Source organism: Vibrio sp. QJM3NY_35, assembly GCF_057785915.1.
Genome location: NZ_CM173507.1, coordinates 2,346,090 through 2,362,919, shown reverse-complemented (window position 1 = coordinate 2,362,919; position 16,830 = coordinate 2,346,090). Strand labels below are relative to the sequence as shown.

The window sequence follows — 16,830 nt, the reverse complement described above, 5'->3', positions numbered from 1 at the left end:
TCCTTAGTGGCCGTATGTACGAGGTTTGGTGTAGTAGTCAATCAGTGGAACACACATGTTGGCTAACAATACAGCAAACGCCACGCCATCAGGGAAACCACCCCAACTGCGGATGATAAATACCAAACCGCCGATCAGAGCGCCAAACACTAAGCGACCTTTCACTGTCGTTGATGCTGAAACTGGGTCGGTCGCAATGAAAAATGCGCCGAGCATAGTCGCACCAGACAATAGATGAATGGTCGGTGATGCGGTTTCGCCAGGGGTGAACATCAAGAACACTAGGCTAAATAGGGTCAAGCTACCCAGAAACGCGACTGGGATATGCCATTGAATCACGCGTTGTTTGATAAGCACCAAGCCACCAATAAGGTAAGCAAGGTTTACCCATTCCCAACCCACGCCAGCTAACCAGCTAAATTGAGGTTGAGACAGAGCTTCAGAAGCGGTGTTACCTGCCGTTAGTGCGGTTTTGAAGGCATCGAGTGGCGTCGCCATTGTGGTGCCATCAATACCTAAACGAGCTTGCTGTAGAGATAATCCTTCATTATTGAAACCGGTAAAGATCATCAAGAATGAGTCAACAAAGTTCGTTGCTTCAGCCGTTAAGCTTGCAGGTGCATTCCAACTGGTCATTTGAACTGGAAATGAGATCAGCAAAACAACGTAAGCGACCATCGCTGGGTTAAATGGGTTTTGCCCAAGGCCTCCGTATAGGTGTTTCGCGATGACAATTGCGAAGAACATACCTATCACTAGAATCCACCACGGAGAATGTGGAGGAATCGCGACACTGAGTAGCCAAGCGGTGACAACAGCACTGTAATCACGTAGCGCCATCACTGGCGGGCGCTTTCTTAGTAGCATGATTGCCGCTTCAAAGGTAACCGCAAGTGCGATAGCAAATACTAACTGGATGAGCGTCCCCCATCCGAAGAAGTAGGTTTGAGCTAGTAGACCTGGCAATGCACAAATAGCGACCCATTTCATGAGGTCTGGGGTGCTTCTACGACTGTGTGCGTGCGGTGAGCTGGCGATAAAGAAGGCCACTACTCTTTCTCCTCATTGTTCTTTTTATCTAGCTGTTGCTGTGCTTTTCTTGCTTTAGCACGAGCAATAGCGGCAGCAACAGCTGCTTTTTTAGGATCGACTGGCTGTGATTTAGTCTCAGCTACCACTTCAGCCTCTTTTTCGACTACAGGCTCAGGAGCGATTTCTTGTGCTTCAACCTGTTTAGCTTGTTGAGCTTTTTTTGCCTTAGCGCGCGCAATAGCGGCAGCTACAGCCGCTTTCTTAGGGTCGACTGTCTCAGGTTGAGTTTCGTCTTCCACTTTTAGCACTGGCTCAGGAATATCAGCTATTTCATCTTGTTTGGCTTGCTGTGCTTTCTTCGCTTTAGCTCGAGCAATAGCGGCAGCAACAGCATCTTTCTTAGCATCGCCAGTACTTTCAGCTGGACTATCAATCACAGATTCTGCTTGTTGAGCCTTCTTGGCTTTTGCGCGAGCGATTGCTGCAGCGACAGCATCTTTCTTGGCATCGCCAGTACTTTCAGCCGGAGCGTCAGAAGCCGATTCAGCTTGTTGAGCTTTCTTCGCTTTAGCACGAGCAATGGCCGCAGCAACAGCATCTTTCTTGGCATCACCAGTACTTTCAGTTGGTGCATCAGAAGCTGACTCTGCTTGCTGTGCTTTTTTCGCTTTAGCACGGGCAATGGCTGCAGCGACAGCGTCTTTCTTAGCGTCGCTTGATTTTTCAATCGGAGCTTCAGAAGCCGATTCCACTTGCTGGGCTTTCTTCGCTTTAGCGCGAGCTATAGCAGCAGCGACAGCATCTTTCTTGGCATCGCCAGTACTTTCAGCCGGAGCGTCAGAAGCTGACTCCGCTTGTTGAGCTTTCTTCGCTTTAGCGCGAGCAATAGCCGCAGCGACAGCATTTTTCTTGCCATCACCTGAGCTTTCTGCTGGAGTCTCGGTTGCTGCTTGTTGTGCCTTGCGCTCTCGAGCTTGTCGTTTACGTTCTTCACGCAGTTTCGACATTTCAGAATTGTCTGGTTCAGCGCTATCCGCTTTCTGAGCCGCAGCTTGTTTTGCTTTTGCCTTGGCAATCGCAGCCGCAACCGCAGGTTTCACCGCTGGTTCCGCATTAGGAGCTTGGTCTGCCGCGGCTTTTTGCGCTTTAACGCGAGCAATCGCAGCTGCAATCGCATCATCACCATCCGCAGATTTCATATCTTTACGACGGTTGTCAGCTGCTTTCTTGAAGCGGTTTTCACGTTCTGCTTTGTCACGCTCCATACGAGCGTTTTTCTCTTCGAAACGAATCTTGGCGCGCTCTGCGGCTGTCGCTTCGTCTTTTCTTGTTTTGATTTCGGCTTTCGCTTGGCGATAGTACTGAACAAGAGGAATTTCACTTGGGCAGACAAACGCACAAGCACCACATTCAATACAGTCTTTAATATTTAGCTCTTCGCACTTATCTAACTCGTTGGCTTTTGCATGCCATTGCAGTTGTTGAGGAAGAAGTGATGCGGGGCAAGCTTCAGCACATGCACTGCATCGAATACATTCCATCTCGTAAGTGCTTGGTGAAATCTCACGACGCGTTGGCGCTAAAATACAGTTCGACGTTTTAGTGATTGGCACATTGGCATGCGGCAAGGTAAAGCCCATCATCGGGCCGCCCAAAATCAAACGTGGCAGTTTTTTATCCGCTTTGTAGCCAAATTCCTCTAGTAACTCGTGTACTGGTGTACCTAATAGCGCCCAAACGTTACGAGGTTGCTTAAAGGTTTTACCGGTTAATGTCACAACGCGGTTAACCACAGGTTCGCCGTCAATTACCGCTCGCTTAATCGAGTAAAGAGAGCCGACGTTCTGAACCAAAACACCAATGTCTGCAGGGATGCCGCCAGCTGGAACCTCTTTGTTGGTGAGGATCTTGATAAGTTGCTTCTCACCACCAGAAGGGTATTTGGTTGGGATAACGCGAATGACGATATCTTTGTCTTTCGCAGCAATCTCCAGTGCTTTTATCGCATCTGGTTTGTTGTCTTCAATGCCGATAACCGTCAGCTTTGGTTGAAGGATGTGTTCAACCACTTCGATGCCTTTCAATACTTCTTCGGCATGCTCTTGCAGCAACTTGTCATCTGAGGTGATGTAAGGTTCACATTCCGCAGCGTTGATGATCAAAATATCAGTGCGACCTAGACCTGATTGAAGCTTCTTAGCCGCAGGGAAGCCTGCGCCTCCCATGCCTGAAATACCAGCTTGGCGAATCACATCAAGCAGTTCATCGGATGTCTTTGTAGAAAAATCTTCAACTGGATTTTTTTCAATCCAAGTGTCTAAGCCATCAGGTTTAATAACCACGCACATTTCGCTCAAGCCTGAAGGATGAGCGGTGGTTCGTGGTTCGATAGCGGTAATCACACCCGATGTTGGTGCGTGTACAGGTAACGTAAAACCTGTATCTAAGGCAGTAAGTTGCTGACCTTTTAGCACAGTGTCGCCAGCAGTAACCAATAGGTTACCCGGCTTACCGATGTGCTGTTTCACAGGAAGAACGATTTCTTCTGGAAGCCTTGCATGAACGATATCAGTAGTATTCGACTGTTTCTTGTTTTCAGCAGGGTGCACACCGCCTGGGAAGTTCCAAATAGAGCCCGTACGAATTTGTTCAATTAAAGAGATCATACTAACCCTATGCTTTAGGCTCTGACGCGGTCGCATCAGTTGCTTGGTTAGTGATATCAGTAACAGGAATGATGTTCATCTGCCATTTCCAATTTTCAGTCGTTGTTGCCACTGGAATCATTTCGATACAGTCAGTAGGGCACGGTGCGACACATAGATCACAACCTGTGCATTCATCTTTGATTACTGTGTGAAGTGCCTTGGTGCCACCAACAATGGCGTCGACAGGGCAGGCTTGAATACACTTGGTACAGCCAATACACATATCTTCATGAATGAAGGCAACGGTTTTTACTTTGTTATCTAAGTCATGAGCGGAGTCTTCAACTTCTACGCCCATCAAGTCTGCTAGCTTCTCAATGGTTGCTTGGCCACCGGGAGGACACTTGTTGATCTTGTCTCCGTTAGCGATCGCCTCTGCGTATGGGCGACAACCAGGGTAGCCACATTGGCCACATTGAGTTTGCGGTAAAATGGTATCGATTTGATCAACGATAGGATCAGCTTCTACTTTAAATCGGATAGAAGCAAAGCCCAAAATAGCGCCAAAAATAGCGGCTAAAACGGCTAGAGCAATGATCGCAATTAGAATGGTACTCATGCTTATTTCACCAACCCAGTAAAGCCCATAAATGCCAGAGACATTAGGCCTGCTGTGATCATCGCAATTGATGCGCCTTTGAATGGCATTGGCACATCAGCAACTGCAATACGCTCACGCATCGCAGCAAATAAGATCAGAACAAGAGAGAAACCCACCGCAGCGCCGAAACCATAGATGATCGACTGAATGAAGTTGTGGTTTTCATTGATGTTCAAAAGTGCCACACCTAATACCGCGCAGTTGGTGGTGATAAGAGGTAGGAAGATACCCAATAGGCGATAAAGAGTCGGGCTGGTTTTGTGAACGACCATTTCCGTAAATTGAACAACTACTGCGATAACCAAGATGAAGCTCATGGTACGCAGGTATTCAATACCCAGAGGAGTAAGGATGTAGGTTTCTACTAGGTATGCAGATACCGACGCTAACGTCAGAACGAAAGTCGTCGCGAGGCCCATGCCAATCGCAGTCTCCAGTTTCTTGGAGACTCCCATGAAAGGACATAGCCCTAAAAACTTCACTAGCACAAAGTTATTAACCAGCACTGTGCCAACCAACAACAAAAGGTATTCGGTCATAATGGATTAATTCTTGAGATTCCGATCCCGATATTATCCTGCTTTGCTCACCTAATAACAACCAAGGATCACTAGGGATTTAGACACTTGGTGAAAAAATCAACGAGTAAACGTTTGATTAAGATAGATCCGGTTAAGTATAGGTGGGTATTTGATGGGAATGAAAAATAAGATTAACCGAATGATAACTCATCAAATCAATCCTATTTTCTTTGTTGTAAAAAGTGTCGAGGAACGAAATGACTTAGTTTTTATTACCCTGAGCTTTCTCAATTAATGTTTCGAACAGAGGCTCTGCGCACCAAAATTGGCATAAATAGCTTATGTTCCGGGTGCTCTTTTGGCTCGTCACTTGCGAGTTGCAGAGAGAGCTTAACCGCTTGATTAGCCATGACTTGAATTGGGTAGCGAATGGTGGTCAATCTAGGGTAAATAAAGCGAGCAATGTGGCCGTCATCAAAACCAATAACTGACATATCTTCTGGAATACGAACGCCATTTTCTTGTAATAACGCCAAACAGCCTGCGGCCATGTAGTCGTTGTACGTGGCAATGGCAGTGATATCTGTGTTTTTTGCCATTAAGTTAACCATGGCTTGCTCACCGCCTAGTTCGTCAGGTTCACCATATTCGATGTGCTCATCGTTCGATTCAATACCGTGATCTTTTAATGCATCCAAATAGCCACCTAAGCGGTCGTGAGCATCTTCAATATCGTGACTCGAGCAGATGTAACCAATGTGTTTGTGGCCGTTTTTAATCAAATACTCGGTCGCGATGTAGGAGCCGCGGCGGTTGTCGAGAGCAATACAACGGTGTTCGATATCGGGAACAATTCGGTTGATGAGAACCAAGCCGGGTACTTCATTCGCTAGCTTAACCAATTCTTCGTCGCTAATGCCTTTGCTATGAACGACGAGTGATTCGCAGCGGCTGTTGATCAGCAGGTTAATCGCATTACGCTCTTTGGTGGCGTCATGGTAGCCACTGCCAATCAGTAACTGCTTTTCTTGCTCACTTGCCACGGTATCAATGGCTTTGATCATCGAACCGAAGAACGGGGCAGAAACATCATTAACCAGTACACCAATCGCGTTTGAAGATTTGCTGACCAATGCACGAGCGTTGGCATTTGGGCGATAGCCGAGTTTTTCCATAGCGGCTTTTACCGCCGCAATTGCGGTTTCACTGGTGTGAGGTGCATTGTTGATTACTCGAGAGGTGGTCGCGATTGATACGCCTGCTTCCTTCGCAACATCTTTAATGGTAGCCATTCCGCTCTCTTATTCTGAATATAATGCTGTGTGCTGGTGGTTGGACATTTAACAACGGATAGTTAGCCAATTCAAATACTAAACATCAAATATGACGAGGTTTGATGGTTTATTTTTAGTTGGCTGATTAGTTTGAAAATAAAAAGCCAAGCTCTAGATTTGAGCTTGGCTTTTGAGTCACATTGGCGTGTGGACTGTTGTCGTTTGAACTGCTGTCGTGTGAGCTGTTGTCGCGTGAAGTAAGGTAATCACAGGTAACCCAAAGTAATAGGGAACCAAGTGGCTTTAGAGTAAACCATTTGGTCCGAATCTACTTACGATGCGCTTGTTAGCGTAACCTGATAACGATATTGATTGTCGGTGAGTTGAAACTCTTGGTGAACACTTGGACTCCAAGAATCATCACCACCAACGCCCATATGTTGGTGATCAACGCGTACATAGATTTTCTCTTCACGAATCAGGTCATTGGTATGCTTAGCATCCGTTAATTGTTGCTGGCTGTACTGACTCACACTGAATGAAAAATCGCCTTCGATCCCGATATTTCCCACATTCAAGTTTTTGGTTCCGCAACGTAACCCGCTATCGGTTGGGAATATATACGGCGTGTGCATCTGATTCAGTGTTTGTTTGTGTAAACCGAATCGAGCAGCAGCCAAACGGTCTGGATAGTTTTCAAAAGGACCTAATCCCTGCCACGAAACTGGAGTTTCATTGGCTGTTTCGATGGGTAAAGGCAGCTCCATTTCAAGGCCAATGCGCGGCATCGGTGGTAAGTGATCGGCTAAGTTGACATCAACCGCGATAATCATTTCGCCTAGGTTATTTAAGGTGTATTGCCATTTTGTAATCGCTTGGATTTGGCCATTAAATTGGTAGGCGAATACTGACGTCACTTGTACTGAGTCTACGAGTGCTTGCACGGCACAACTTGTACACTGGTGTTCCCATTGACCAATGCCTGCAAGTTCCCAGCGACAAGCCCATGCATTTGGATCGATGTTGTCTATCTCACTGATACCAATATCGTTATCAAGTGGTGCGCGATAGAAGTTATCGACAGGTGCCTTGATAACTTGCGGTTGTCCATCAACGATCCAGTGGGTCAACAATCCACTCTCTGTATCCCATTGCCATTGATGTGTTTCATCTAGGCTAGACACGATGACTTTATTGTCTTGCTGATGTAACTGAGGAGCCAAAGCATTTGCCGTGCTAGGGAATTGCAAGCCAGCATGGTTACGTAAAGCAAACTGCTCCATTGCACACACATGGCCTTCTTCTGCCCACTTGGTTGAATGAGTCAGGGTAATATCGGTATTGAGATGATATTCGACTTGTGCTTTTGGCGTGAAAGCAAGGTCAATGACCAGCTCTTGTTTACTATCTTCAGCAACGGATAATACTTGTTGCCCCGATTGAATCACGATGCCATTTTCGAGCAATTGCCAGCGTAAGATTTCATTGTCAGTCGCTCGGAACAGGTTCTCATTGGTTACCGTTAGGCGGCATTGATCTTCAGTTTGCTCTGCTAACGTCACAGTGATCATTCTCTGGCAGTATTTCGCCTCTTCCAAGGTCGGGTGTACGCTGCGATCTGGGAATATCAAACCGTTGATACAGAACTGACGGTCGTTGATGATGTCGCCAAAGTCTCCACCGTAGGCCCAGAAGTGTTCACCGTTTTCATCCCACTGACTTAATCCTTGGTCAACCCAATCCCAAATGAAACCGCCTTGTAGGCGAGGGTATTCTCGGAATGCATTCCAGTAATCATTAAAGCTACCTAAACTGTTACCCATTGCGTGTGCGTATTCACAAAGAATAAGCGGGCGTTGCTCGTTAGGCAGAGAAACCCATTTCTTGATAGACCATTTTGGAACGGCATCGTCTTCGATAGTGCTGTTAACGCGTGCGTACATTGGCGCAATGATATCGGTCGCTGTGGTATTTGAACCACCGCCTTCATACTGTACCGGGCGAGAAGGGTCGTACTGTTTCGACCAAGCATACATCGCATTGTGGCTGCTGCCGTGCCCTGACTCGTTGCCCAAAGACCAGATGATGATAGAAGGGTGGTTCTTATCACGCATGACCATTTGCGTATAGCGACTCATATAAGCGTGTGCCCATTGCGGATCCGCAGACAAGCGGTTCATAGGCTGCATGCCATGGGTCTCGATGTTCGCTTCATCACACACGTATAAACCGTATTCGTCACACAGCTCGTACCATCGTGGGTGGTTAGGGTAGTGAGCGGTGCGCACAGCATTGAAGTTGTACTGCTTCATTAGACAGATATCGCGGATCATGTCTTCTTCTGTCATCACATGCCCCAACTCTGGGTGATGCTCATGACGGTTGACGCCGCGAATCAATAGCGGTTTGCCGTTTAGCTTTAGCTGACCGTCTGTCATTTCGACTTTACGGAATCCAACTTGATAAGCTTCACTTTCTATGTGGTTACCTTGCCTATCAAGCAATGACACGACAATTCGGTAAAGGTTAGGAACTTCTGCGCTCCATTTCTTCGGATCTCGAACATGAAGAGTTTGGAATACCACATCGTCGTAGGTGCCACGCTCGTCAATTCGTCGATTATGAGGGCGATCGATAAGCGGCTCAGTTACTGCGTTTTCACCGTCAAACAGTTGAACCTGAACTTGGTAAGTGTCTGGTGCCGTAATTTTGGTGACAATAGACAGTGAACCATCGCGATAGCATGCGTCTAAATTAGGCGTAACGAACACATCTTCAATGCACTGCTTTGGTTTGGCAAGTAAGGTCACATCACGGAAAATACCGCTTAGCCACCACATGTCTTGGTCTTCTAAATAGCTACCATCACACCAACGTATCACCATGACAGACAGTGTATTGTCGCCAACAGTTAGATACTGAGTTAAGTCGAACTCGGCAGGTAAGCGGCTATCTTGGCTGTACCCAACCCAATTGCCATTACACCAAAGATGAAAAGCGGAATTGACGCCATCAAAGATAATACGTTGGGTGTTCTTTAGGTCATTTTTAGTCAACGTAATTTGAGTGCGGTAACAACCTGTTGGGTTTTCTGCCGGTACAAACGGTGGGTTCACTTCAAATGGGTATTTTACGTTGGCGTAGATAGGTTTATCGTAGCCTTGCATTTGCCAGTTTGATGGTACGGTAATCTCGTCCCATTGTGAGTCATTGAAACTTGTTTCGATAAATTCACCGTCAACTTGTTCAGGTGCATCAAAGTATTTGAACTTCCATTGTCCATTAAGAGATTTGCGTTGTGACTCGATGCCGTCTCGAGCGTGCTTAAGGTTGCGGTAGCTTGATAATGGGCTGTGCGCATTAAGGCAGTGGATATTCACAGACTGTGGGTTTTCCCAATCGCGTCTTTGGATGATGTTTGAAAATGCCTTCATGGTATTCCTACTCTTAAAGTGTTCAATATTGGTAATAATTCTATTAAGTCATCGGTTTTTTTAAGCTGTGATGACCGTTATCAAATCGTTGGTTTTGCGTATTGTTCTGCGTATTGCTCTGTTGGCCTATTGAGCTATTGAGCTATTGAGCTATTCAGCGAGCTGTTTTAATAAATAATCTTTTGCTTCGGGCATACCCTGTTCGGCCGCTTGATTAGCAATAAATGCGGCTTGTTTGATGTCATTGTTGTTTAGGGCTTGGTCAATGTCCTTTTGGATATTCAGCCATTGCGCCTTTTGATTGGTTTCAACTGTCTGAGTTGATGGTTGAGAAACTTGCGTTGAACCTATGGTTTCGGGCTCATTGTTGGATGAAACGCCAAGCTCAGCCAATAGTGTCAAAACCGCACTGTTTGTTGATTTGCTTGCCGTAACATCAATGACACCTACGCTGCTCAACGTCGCAGTCAGCGGCAGTTGCTTATTGCCAATAATCTGCTGAGATTCTGAATACAGATCTTCAGGATGAATTCGATTGATGGCGCTATCTAACTTAGTGCTATCGGCGCTGACCACCATAAATTGCGCGTTGTCTCGTTGAGGTTCGAGTGCAATTGATGCTTCAATTCTTTCTAACCCTTGCATCGCTGTCGGGTAGTAAGTGAAGTCGTTAGTACTGTATTGACCAAGCAGTCGCCATTGTTTGTCAAAGACATAGATAGACGGTGCGAATAACGCATCATTTTTAATGTATGAACGAATGAGTAAGGACAGCGATTCTGTCGTGTCACTGATTTGGTACGCGATGGTCGGAAAGCGTTGGCTATCCGCTTGTGTATTGTCATTTAACAATGAAGAGGAAAGGGTCGGTAAATGACCGTCCATAATCACTTGTTGGTGGAAAGGAACAGACAATTGCGTCATGGGCAGCGCACTTAGCTGAGAACAGCATGCGCTGTCATTGAAATCAGTCTTAAGTTCCTTTTCAGGTATTCCGCTGCATGCGCTAACGGTGAGTGCCGCGACAATGATTACCAATGATTTTAATTTCATCTGATTGCTACCTTAGTAAAGGGGAAAACATCGGCTTTCCCCGTTAAATTGCTATTCCAGTGTTGAGCGTCAATTCGTTGATTGAACAGACGCTCGGCTGTGGTGGTTTACCACCAAGTTTCTACGTTGAAACCAAAGGTAATCTCGTCAACAGTCTCGGCGTTGATGCTTGTTGCCGTTCCATAAGTCTCGTTACCACGATCCCATTCGTTGTTGGATTCAGAGTAAGTCGCGAAGATACGGATAGATGGGCGAGCCCATACGCCTTTGCCAGCTTGGAACATTTGAGCGACAGTCACTTTGTACATATCATTGATGCCTGAGCCGTTTTGTGCTTCTACCGTTTCGTAACCGACTTCAAGTGCTGTCGAAATATAATCTGTCCAAGCATATTGAGGACGAGCACCCACACTGAACCATTTCTCACCATCGTTGTTATCTAGGTTGTTATCTTGATAAGCGATGGAGTACATGACTTGAACATCTTCACTGATATTTAAGTCACCGTGATTAAATAGACGCCAGCTGTAGCCATCATGTTCGACGCCAGTGCTGTACTTTTTGTTTGAACCACCTTCAGCACTCATTAATCCGCCAGCTAAGGCATCAGTACCGTATTGGAAGGCCAAGGTGTTTGAACCGTAGTTCCAAGCTTGACGGTAAAGAGCAGAGAGCATTGCGCCAGAAGTAGTAATGTCTTTATCGTCGTAGCTCGAGTTTTGCGTGGTCACGTAGTTCAAACCAAGAGTAAGATCCGCTGTGTCACTCAATTCAATCCCGCTTAAGCGAGCATCAATATTGTGAAGACTACGCCCATCGTCACTTGAAGAATTTGGCGCCATCCAGGCCAAATGTGCATCCGCAAACCCTAGATCCCAATCTTCAATACCTAAACCCGTACTGGATGTATCCCAGTACTTAACATCAATCATGTGGACTTCATGGCGACGATAAAAACGTTCTCCGGCCCATACTTTCGCGTTAGGTTGTCCTTCGATAAGGCCATGGCCTGCTGACCAAAGCTGAATCGTACTTACGTCTCCCCAGCTATCACCACTACCTAGATAAATCGTGGTATCAAAATAAGCGTCATTGTCACGCCATACATCGGCTTTCACACCCGCTTCCCACCAGTTCAGTTCATTACCTAAACGGTAGTTACCGTAACCTTGGCCTGCTCGAATAACGTCGTTTCGTTCTCCTTTGCCATCGTTATGTTGGTCATTGTCGGTGTAGATGTTGCCCCATTTCGCATAACCAAAATACGTTACGTTTTCCACTGCAGCGAAGCTGATTAATGGGGTGAGGGCCAGAGTGAATCCTAATGCTTTAACTAGCATTTTTTGTTTCATGAAGTGTCTCCATTATTTTTTATTTATGGATATTTTTATGTTTGAGTCCTAACTCGAGCGAGAGTGTAAATAAACAATGGAAACGTTTTCATGATGAGGTTGGCATTTTTACGCTATTGATGGGTTTGTGATTATTTTGTGTGATTTTGATCTGATTATTGAGCTTGTAGTGGCGGTTTTATAGAGGTTCCTGTGGGTTTTTAATGGAACCGTTTTCTATTTCAGAGGTGTTGAAGGGGTTGGTTGTGCGTTAGAACTGAAGTTGCTCGTTGTGTTCGAACATAGGTAATCGTGATGTAAGGCTAGAGATAGCAAGGGATTAGGGGGGGGTGAGGGGAAAAGCAGCCCAGTCAATGATAACTGGGCGTGTGAGACAAGGAAGCAAGTATCAAATTCAATGCCGAAGCCAGGCTACAGGCACTGCGTTCTATACCGTCAAGCTGGAATGTAAAAGTTAGGACCCAGGGAGACACTTCGTAGTTGTACTCTAAAGGTTAAGAATACGAGTGTGGTGTGGTGAGTTCAAGAGGAAATGTGTGTGAGCCAATTTTCTAATTACAGAGCTACCATAAAGTAATGAATTTTAGGGATTTAATTGTTGTTAAACTCCTTTTATTTTAACGTTATAGCGCTTTATTTGATGTGGAATATCCCTATTCATTGGGATCAGGAGTATATGCGTTGAGATGGTGGTTAGCATAAATCTTTGAATTAGGGGGCATTATTTTAATCTATTAATCTCAAAATATTTAATGGAAACGTTTTCATGATTTTGGGTTTGATCACAGAAACTCTCAGCTCAATAATTATGATACGGGGTAATTAAACGCGTTAAGGTTAAATAAAATGACGAATAAATCCCTAATAGAAATTACGGGTAAAGACTCGCAACTGATCGTTGAACTTGGTGATTTCGCCGAAATTCTGCATTGGGGAGTACCAGTTCGTGGCGATCTAACGAACTTTCGTGTTTCTCTTCAAAGGCCAGTTCCTTACGGTCGCCTTGATAATGATGTCGCTATGTCGCTGAGCCCAGAGCTCGGACGCGGTGTTTTCAGCAGTCCGGCATTAGAAGGGCACCGAGACGGATTGGACTGGGCGCCTGTTTTCTGTATTACGGATATTCAACAAACACCATCTAGCCTAATCATTGAGAGTGAAGATGCGCGTGCAGGCTTACGTTTAACAACTGAGTTATGCCTCGATAAACATGACGTTGTGAAATCTCGTCACACCTTAACCAACGTTAAAGCCGGCCTTTATCAGGTGAACCGTCTCGCTAATACTTTGCCATTACCAGCAAGAGCTAATGAGTTGATGACGTACTACGGCCGCTGGGTACATGAGTTCCAAACGGTGCGCCAGCCCTTACAACAAGGGGGCTATCAACAAGAAAATCGTCGCGGACGAACGTCTCATGAACATTATCCAGCGATGGTTGTCGGTACCGCTAACTTCAATGAAATGGCAGGTGATGTGTGGGGCGTTCACTTCGCTTGGAGTGGTAACCACAGATTGCGCGCTGATGTAAAAGCAGACGGTCGTCGCTACGTGCAAGCGGAAGTTATTTATCTACCGGGCGAGATTGCATTGGATGAAGGTGAAAGCTTAACGACACCTTGGTTGTATGCCAGTTTCAGTTCGGAAGGCTTAAATGGAATGAGCCATCAGTTCCACTCCCATGTGCGTGGTTCGATCTTGCCGGAGTCTTTCGCACAAAAGCCTCGACCTATCCATCTTAATACATGGGAAGGCATCTATTTTGATCATGATCCTGATTACATTATGTCGATGGCTAGCCAAGCCGCGAATATGGGAGTAGAGCGTTTTATCATTGACGATGGCTGGTTCAAAGGGCGCTGCGGAGACAAGGCTGCGCTAGGGGATTGGTTCTTAGATGAAGAAAAATACCCAAATGGTTTAGATCCGATAGTTGAGCACGTTAATCAGTTGGGTATGGAGTTTGGATTGTGGTTCGAACCTGAGATGATCAATAAGGATTCTGACTTATACCGAGCCCATCCAGACTGGTTGCTTGCGGTTGACGGCTATGACCAACCAACGGGTCGCAATCAATATGTTATCGATCTTCAGAATCAACAAGCATTCGACTTTTTGTTTGAGCGTCTTGACCACTTCTTAAGTAAGTACAACATTGCTTACATTAAGTGGGATATGAACCGAGAAGTTGTACAACCTGCGCATCTAGGCAGGGCTGCGGCCCATCAACAAACCGCTCGTTATTATGAGTTGGTCGACAAAGTCCGAGAGAAACACCCTATGGTTGATATTGAATCGTGTGCGGCTGGTGGTGGTCGTATCGATTTTGAGGTTCTTAAGCGTACGCAACGTTTTTGGGCTTCAGATAATAACGATGCCTTAGAAAGACAAACGATTCAGCGCGGGATGAGTTACTTCTTCCCTCCTGAGGTAATGGGAAGTCATATTGGTGCGAGCCACTGCCACAGCACTCGTCGTCGTCATAGTATTGAGTTTCGTGGCCTAACAGCACTGTTTGGTCATATGGGGATTGAACTAGACCCTGTGAAAGAAGTTCAAGAAGAGAAACAGGGCTTTGAACACTACATTAAGCTACATAAGATGCTGCGGCCGTTACTGCATAGCGGGAGAACTTGGCGAGTTCCAACGGATGATAGTGCCCATAAGATCCATGCGGTCGTTTCCGAAGATGTGTCAGAAGCGGTGGTGATGATTGCACAGCTGGCGATGCCAACCAATTCGTTGAGTGGTCATTTGCGCATACCTGGGCTAGATCCACAAAGCCTATACAAGGTCTCCGTGATTGATAAACCGTCAAATTACGATGATATTGTAAATTATCAACCGCCATGGACAGAGTCTGGCTGTGAATTATCAGGTGCTTGGTGTGCCGAGGTGGGGCTGACGATGCCAATACTTGACGCAGAAACAGCGATGCTGATTAAATTTGAACGTATCGAGTAAGTTTTAGCATAGACCTTATATTTGACGAACCGCGTAGGTGAAATTACGCGGTTTTTTATTGCCTTCAATAAGCCGTCATGAAGTATCTAATCAATTTGATGTGCCCTTATAGATTGGAGAACTGTAGGTATTCCCAGCGTGATACTGCACTTATGTAATCGTTCTCATGCGTTACTTCACACTACGAACTGTTTTGAGCACTTTAATTAGCGATATTCTCTATCAATTCGAGGGTTTTATTGTTCGATCTCTCACTTTAGATATTTGACTGAAAACGTTTCCATTGAGTGGTTATTGATCACAGTATCTGTGCGTTGGAATGGTTACATTAGCGTCGGACTTGATACTTGAGTGTTTTAAGAAGCGACCACAGAGTGGCTCTAAAACAGAACTTGAGTGGATAAATTATTATAAATAAAAGGTAAGCGTTTCAGCGTCTGTTAGGAGATGAAGTTACGCGCCTGAAGGAAATACTATGTCTGATCAAATTACTCTACAAACCAAATTATCGTATGGACTTGGGGCTTTAGGTAAAGACTTTGCCTGTGCTCCAATCTACATCTTTTTAATGTTTTACTTCACTGATGTTGCTGGGCTGTCAGCGGCATTTGTGGGTACTATCTTTTTGGCCGCGCGCATTGTCGACGCGGTGACCGACCCAATGATGGGTGTTATCGTTGATAACACGCGCTCTAAGTTTGGTAAATTCCGTCCTTGGATAGTGATTGGAACTCTGTTAAATGCTGTAGTGCTTGTTGGCCTTTTTAGTACGCATATGTTTGAAGGCACTACGTTATACATTTATGCAGCGGCTGCTTATATTCTGTGGGGCCTTACCTATACTATTATGGATATTCCATACTGGTCTTTGATTCCTGCACTATCGAGCTCTCGTCAAGAACGTGAAAAGCTGGTTGTTTGGCCACGATTGTTTGCTAGCTTGGCGTGGTTTATTACGGGTACTTACGGGTTACACATTGTCGGTAAACTGGGTGATGGCGACCAAGGACAAGGTTTCTTCAACGTTGCTATGTTGATTGCTGTGCTGTTCGTGATGAGTGCATTCTTGATTGCTCGCAACGTAAAAGAAAAATCTGCACCAGCAAATGCGAAACCAGCTGAGCGTTTCAGCTTTAAAGATGTAATGGTTATCATTGGTAAGAATGACCAACTAAAAGCACTTATTGGTACCGTATTGTCGTTCCAAATAGCAAACTTGCTGGTGGGTGGTTTTGCGATTTACTACTTCTCTTACGCTTTAGGCAACGCTGACTTGTTCCCCGTTTATATGATGGTGGCAGGTATCGCTGAAGTTGCAGGCGTATTCTTGTTCCCTCGTATTGCATCAGTGTTACCACGCAAGCACCTATGGGTTATCGCTTGTGGCTTCCCAGTGCTGTCTTGTATCACTCTACTTATCATGGGCTTTATCGCTCCAGGGAACGCGATTCTAATCGGTATCGCAGGTGCTGCAATCAAGTTTGGTGTGGGTATCGCTAATGCATTGCAAACTGTAATGCTTGCCGATGTTGTTGATTACGGTGAACACAAAACAGGTCGTCGCAGTGAGAGTGTTATCTTCTCTGTTCAAACGATGCTTGTTAAGTTTGCAGGCGCGGCTGGTGGTTTTATTGTTGGTATGGGCTTGTCTGTGGTGGGTTATGTACCAAACGTGGAACAGTCTGACAGCACTATCATGGGGCTGCAGTTTATGATGGTAGGTTTACCCGCGATTCTAATGACGGTAAGTGCTCTTGTTTACAAGCGCTACTACCACCTGCATGAAGGATTTGATCAAGACCAAGCCGGTAAAGAGACTCAGACTCATGTTGTTACAGCAGAAGCATAACCGCTAAAACGACGTCTCATCTAGAATAACGCTCAGTTTAGT

Annotated in this window: 10 protein-coding genes; 2 read left to right on the top strand and 8 right to left on the bottom strand. The window is 45.6% G+C overall.

Translation table 11 applies throughout. The features are described from left to right. Window positions 1-3 precede the first annotated feature (3 nt). The 8 genes from rsxD to AC3CH3_RS10480 all read right to left on the bottom strand — a co-directional run bounded on the left by rsxD (window position 4) and on the right by AC3CH3_RS10480 (window position 11,975). Window positions 4-1,050, bottom strand: coding sequence for an electron transport complex subunit RsxD (gene rsxD, locus AC3CH3_RS10515; protein WP_488537112.1), 1,047 nt, complete (start codon window positions 1,048-1,050; stop codon window positions 4-6). Beyond that, complete coding sequence (gene rsxC, locus AC3CH3_RS10510; RefSeq protein ID WP_488537111.1) at window positions 1,050-3,698, bottom strand: electron transport complex subunit RsxC; 2,649 nt, start codon at window positions 3,696-3,698, stop codon at window positions 1,050-1,052. The genes rsxD and rsxC overlap by 1 nt, the downstream gene beginning before the upstream one ends. 7 nt (window positions 3,699-3,705) lie before the next feature. Beyond that, window positions 3,706-4,299, bottom strand: a complete 594-nt coding sequence (rsxB, locus tag AC3CH3_RS10505) for an electron transport complex subunit RsxB (protein ID WP_017103577.1) — start codon at window positions 4,297-4,299, stop codon at window positions 3,706-3,708. A gap of 2 nt (window positions 4,300-4,301) precedes the next feature. After that, window positions 4,302-4,880, bottom strand: a complete 579-nt coding sequence (rsxA, locus tag AC3CH3_RS10500; protein WP_004734039.1) for an electron transport complex subunit RsxA — start codon at window positions 4,878-4,880, stop codon at window positions 4,302-4,304. Between the two features lie 269 nt (window positions 4,881-5,149). Continuing rightward, the gene (locus AC3CH3_RS10495) at window positions 5,150-6,154 is read right to left on the bottom strand and encodes a substrate-binding domain-containing protein (RefSeq protein WP_488537110.1); all 1,005 of its coding nucleotides are present in this window, start codon (window positions 6,152-6,154) and stop codon (window positions 5,150-5,152) included. Between the two features lie 314 nt (window positions 6,155-6,468). After that, window positions 6,469-9,570, bottom strand: a complete 3,102-nt coding sequence (locus AC3CH3_RS10490) for a beta-galactosidase (RefSeq protein WP_488537109.1) — start codon at window positions 9,568-9,570, stop codon at window positions 6,469-6,471. A 150-nt stretch (window positions 9,571-9,720) separates the two neighbouring features. Beyond that, window positions 9,721-10,623 carry a MalM family protein gene (locus tag AC3CH3_RS10485; protein ID WP_019820911.1) on the bottom strand — a complete coding sequence of 301 codons (903 nt, stop codon included), beginning with the start codon at window positions 10,621-10,623 and terminating at the stop codon, window positions 9,721-9,723. 107 nt (window positions 10,624-10,730) lie between these two features. Next, complete coding sequence (locus tag AC3CH3_RS10480; RefSeq protein WP_019820912.1) at window positions 10,731-11,975, bottom strand: carbohydrate porin; 1,245 nt, start codon at window positions 11,973-11,975, stop codon at window positions 10,731-10,733. 846 nt (window positions 11,976-12,821) lie between these two features. Between AC3CH3_RS10480 and AC3CH3_RS10475 the strand changes: the two genes are divergently transcribed. Together AC3CH3_RS10475 and melB are read left to right on the top strand one after the other, a co-directional pair. Further along, window positions 12,822-14,939 (top strand): alpha-galactosidase, encoded by a 2,118-nt coding sequence (locus AC3CH3_RS10475; RefSeq protein ID WP_488537108.1) that lies wholly within the window; start codon window positions 12,822-12,824, stop codon window positions 14,937-14,939. Window positions 14,940-15,414: 475 nt separating this feature from the next. Continuing rightward, the gene (gene melB, locus AC3CH3_RS10470) at window positions 15,415-16,788 is read left to right on the top strand and encodes a melibiose:sodium transporter MelB (protein WP_102321132.1); all 1,374 of its coding nucleotides are present in this window, start codon (window positions 15,415-15,417) and stop codon (window positions 16,786-16,788) included. Window positions 16,789-16,830: the final 42 nt, after the last annotated feature.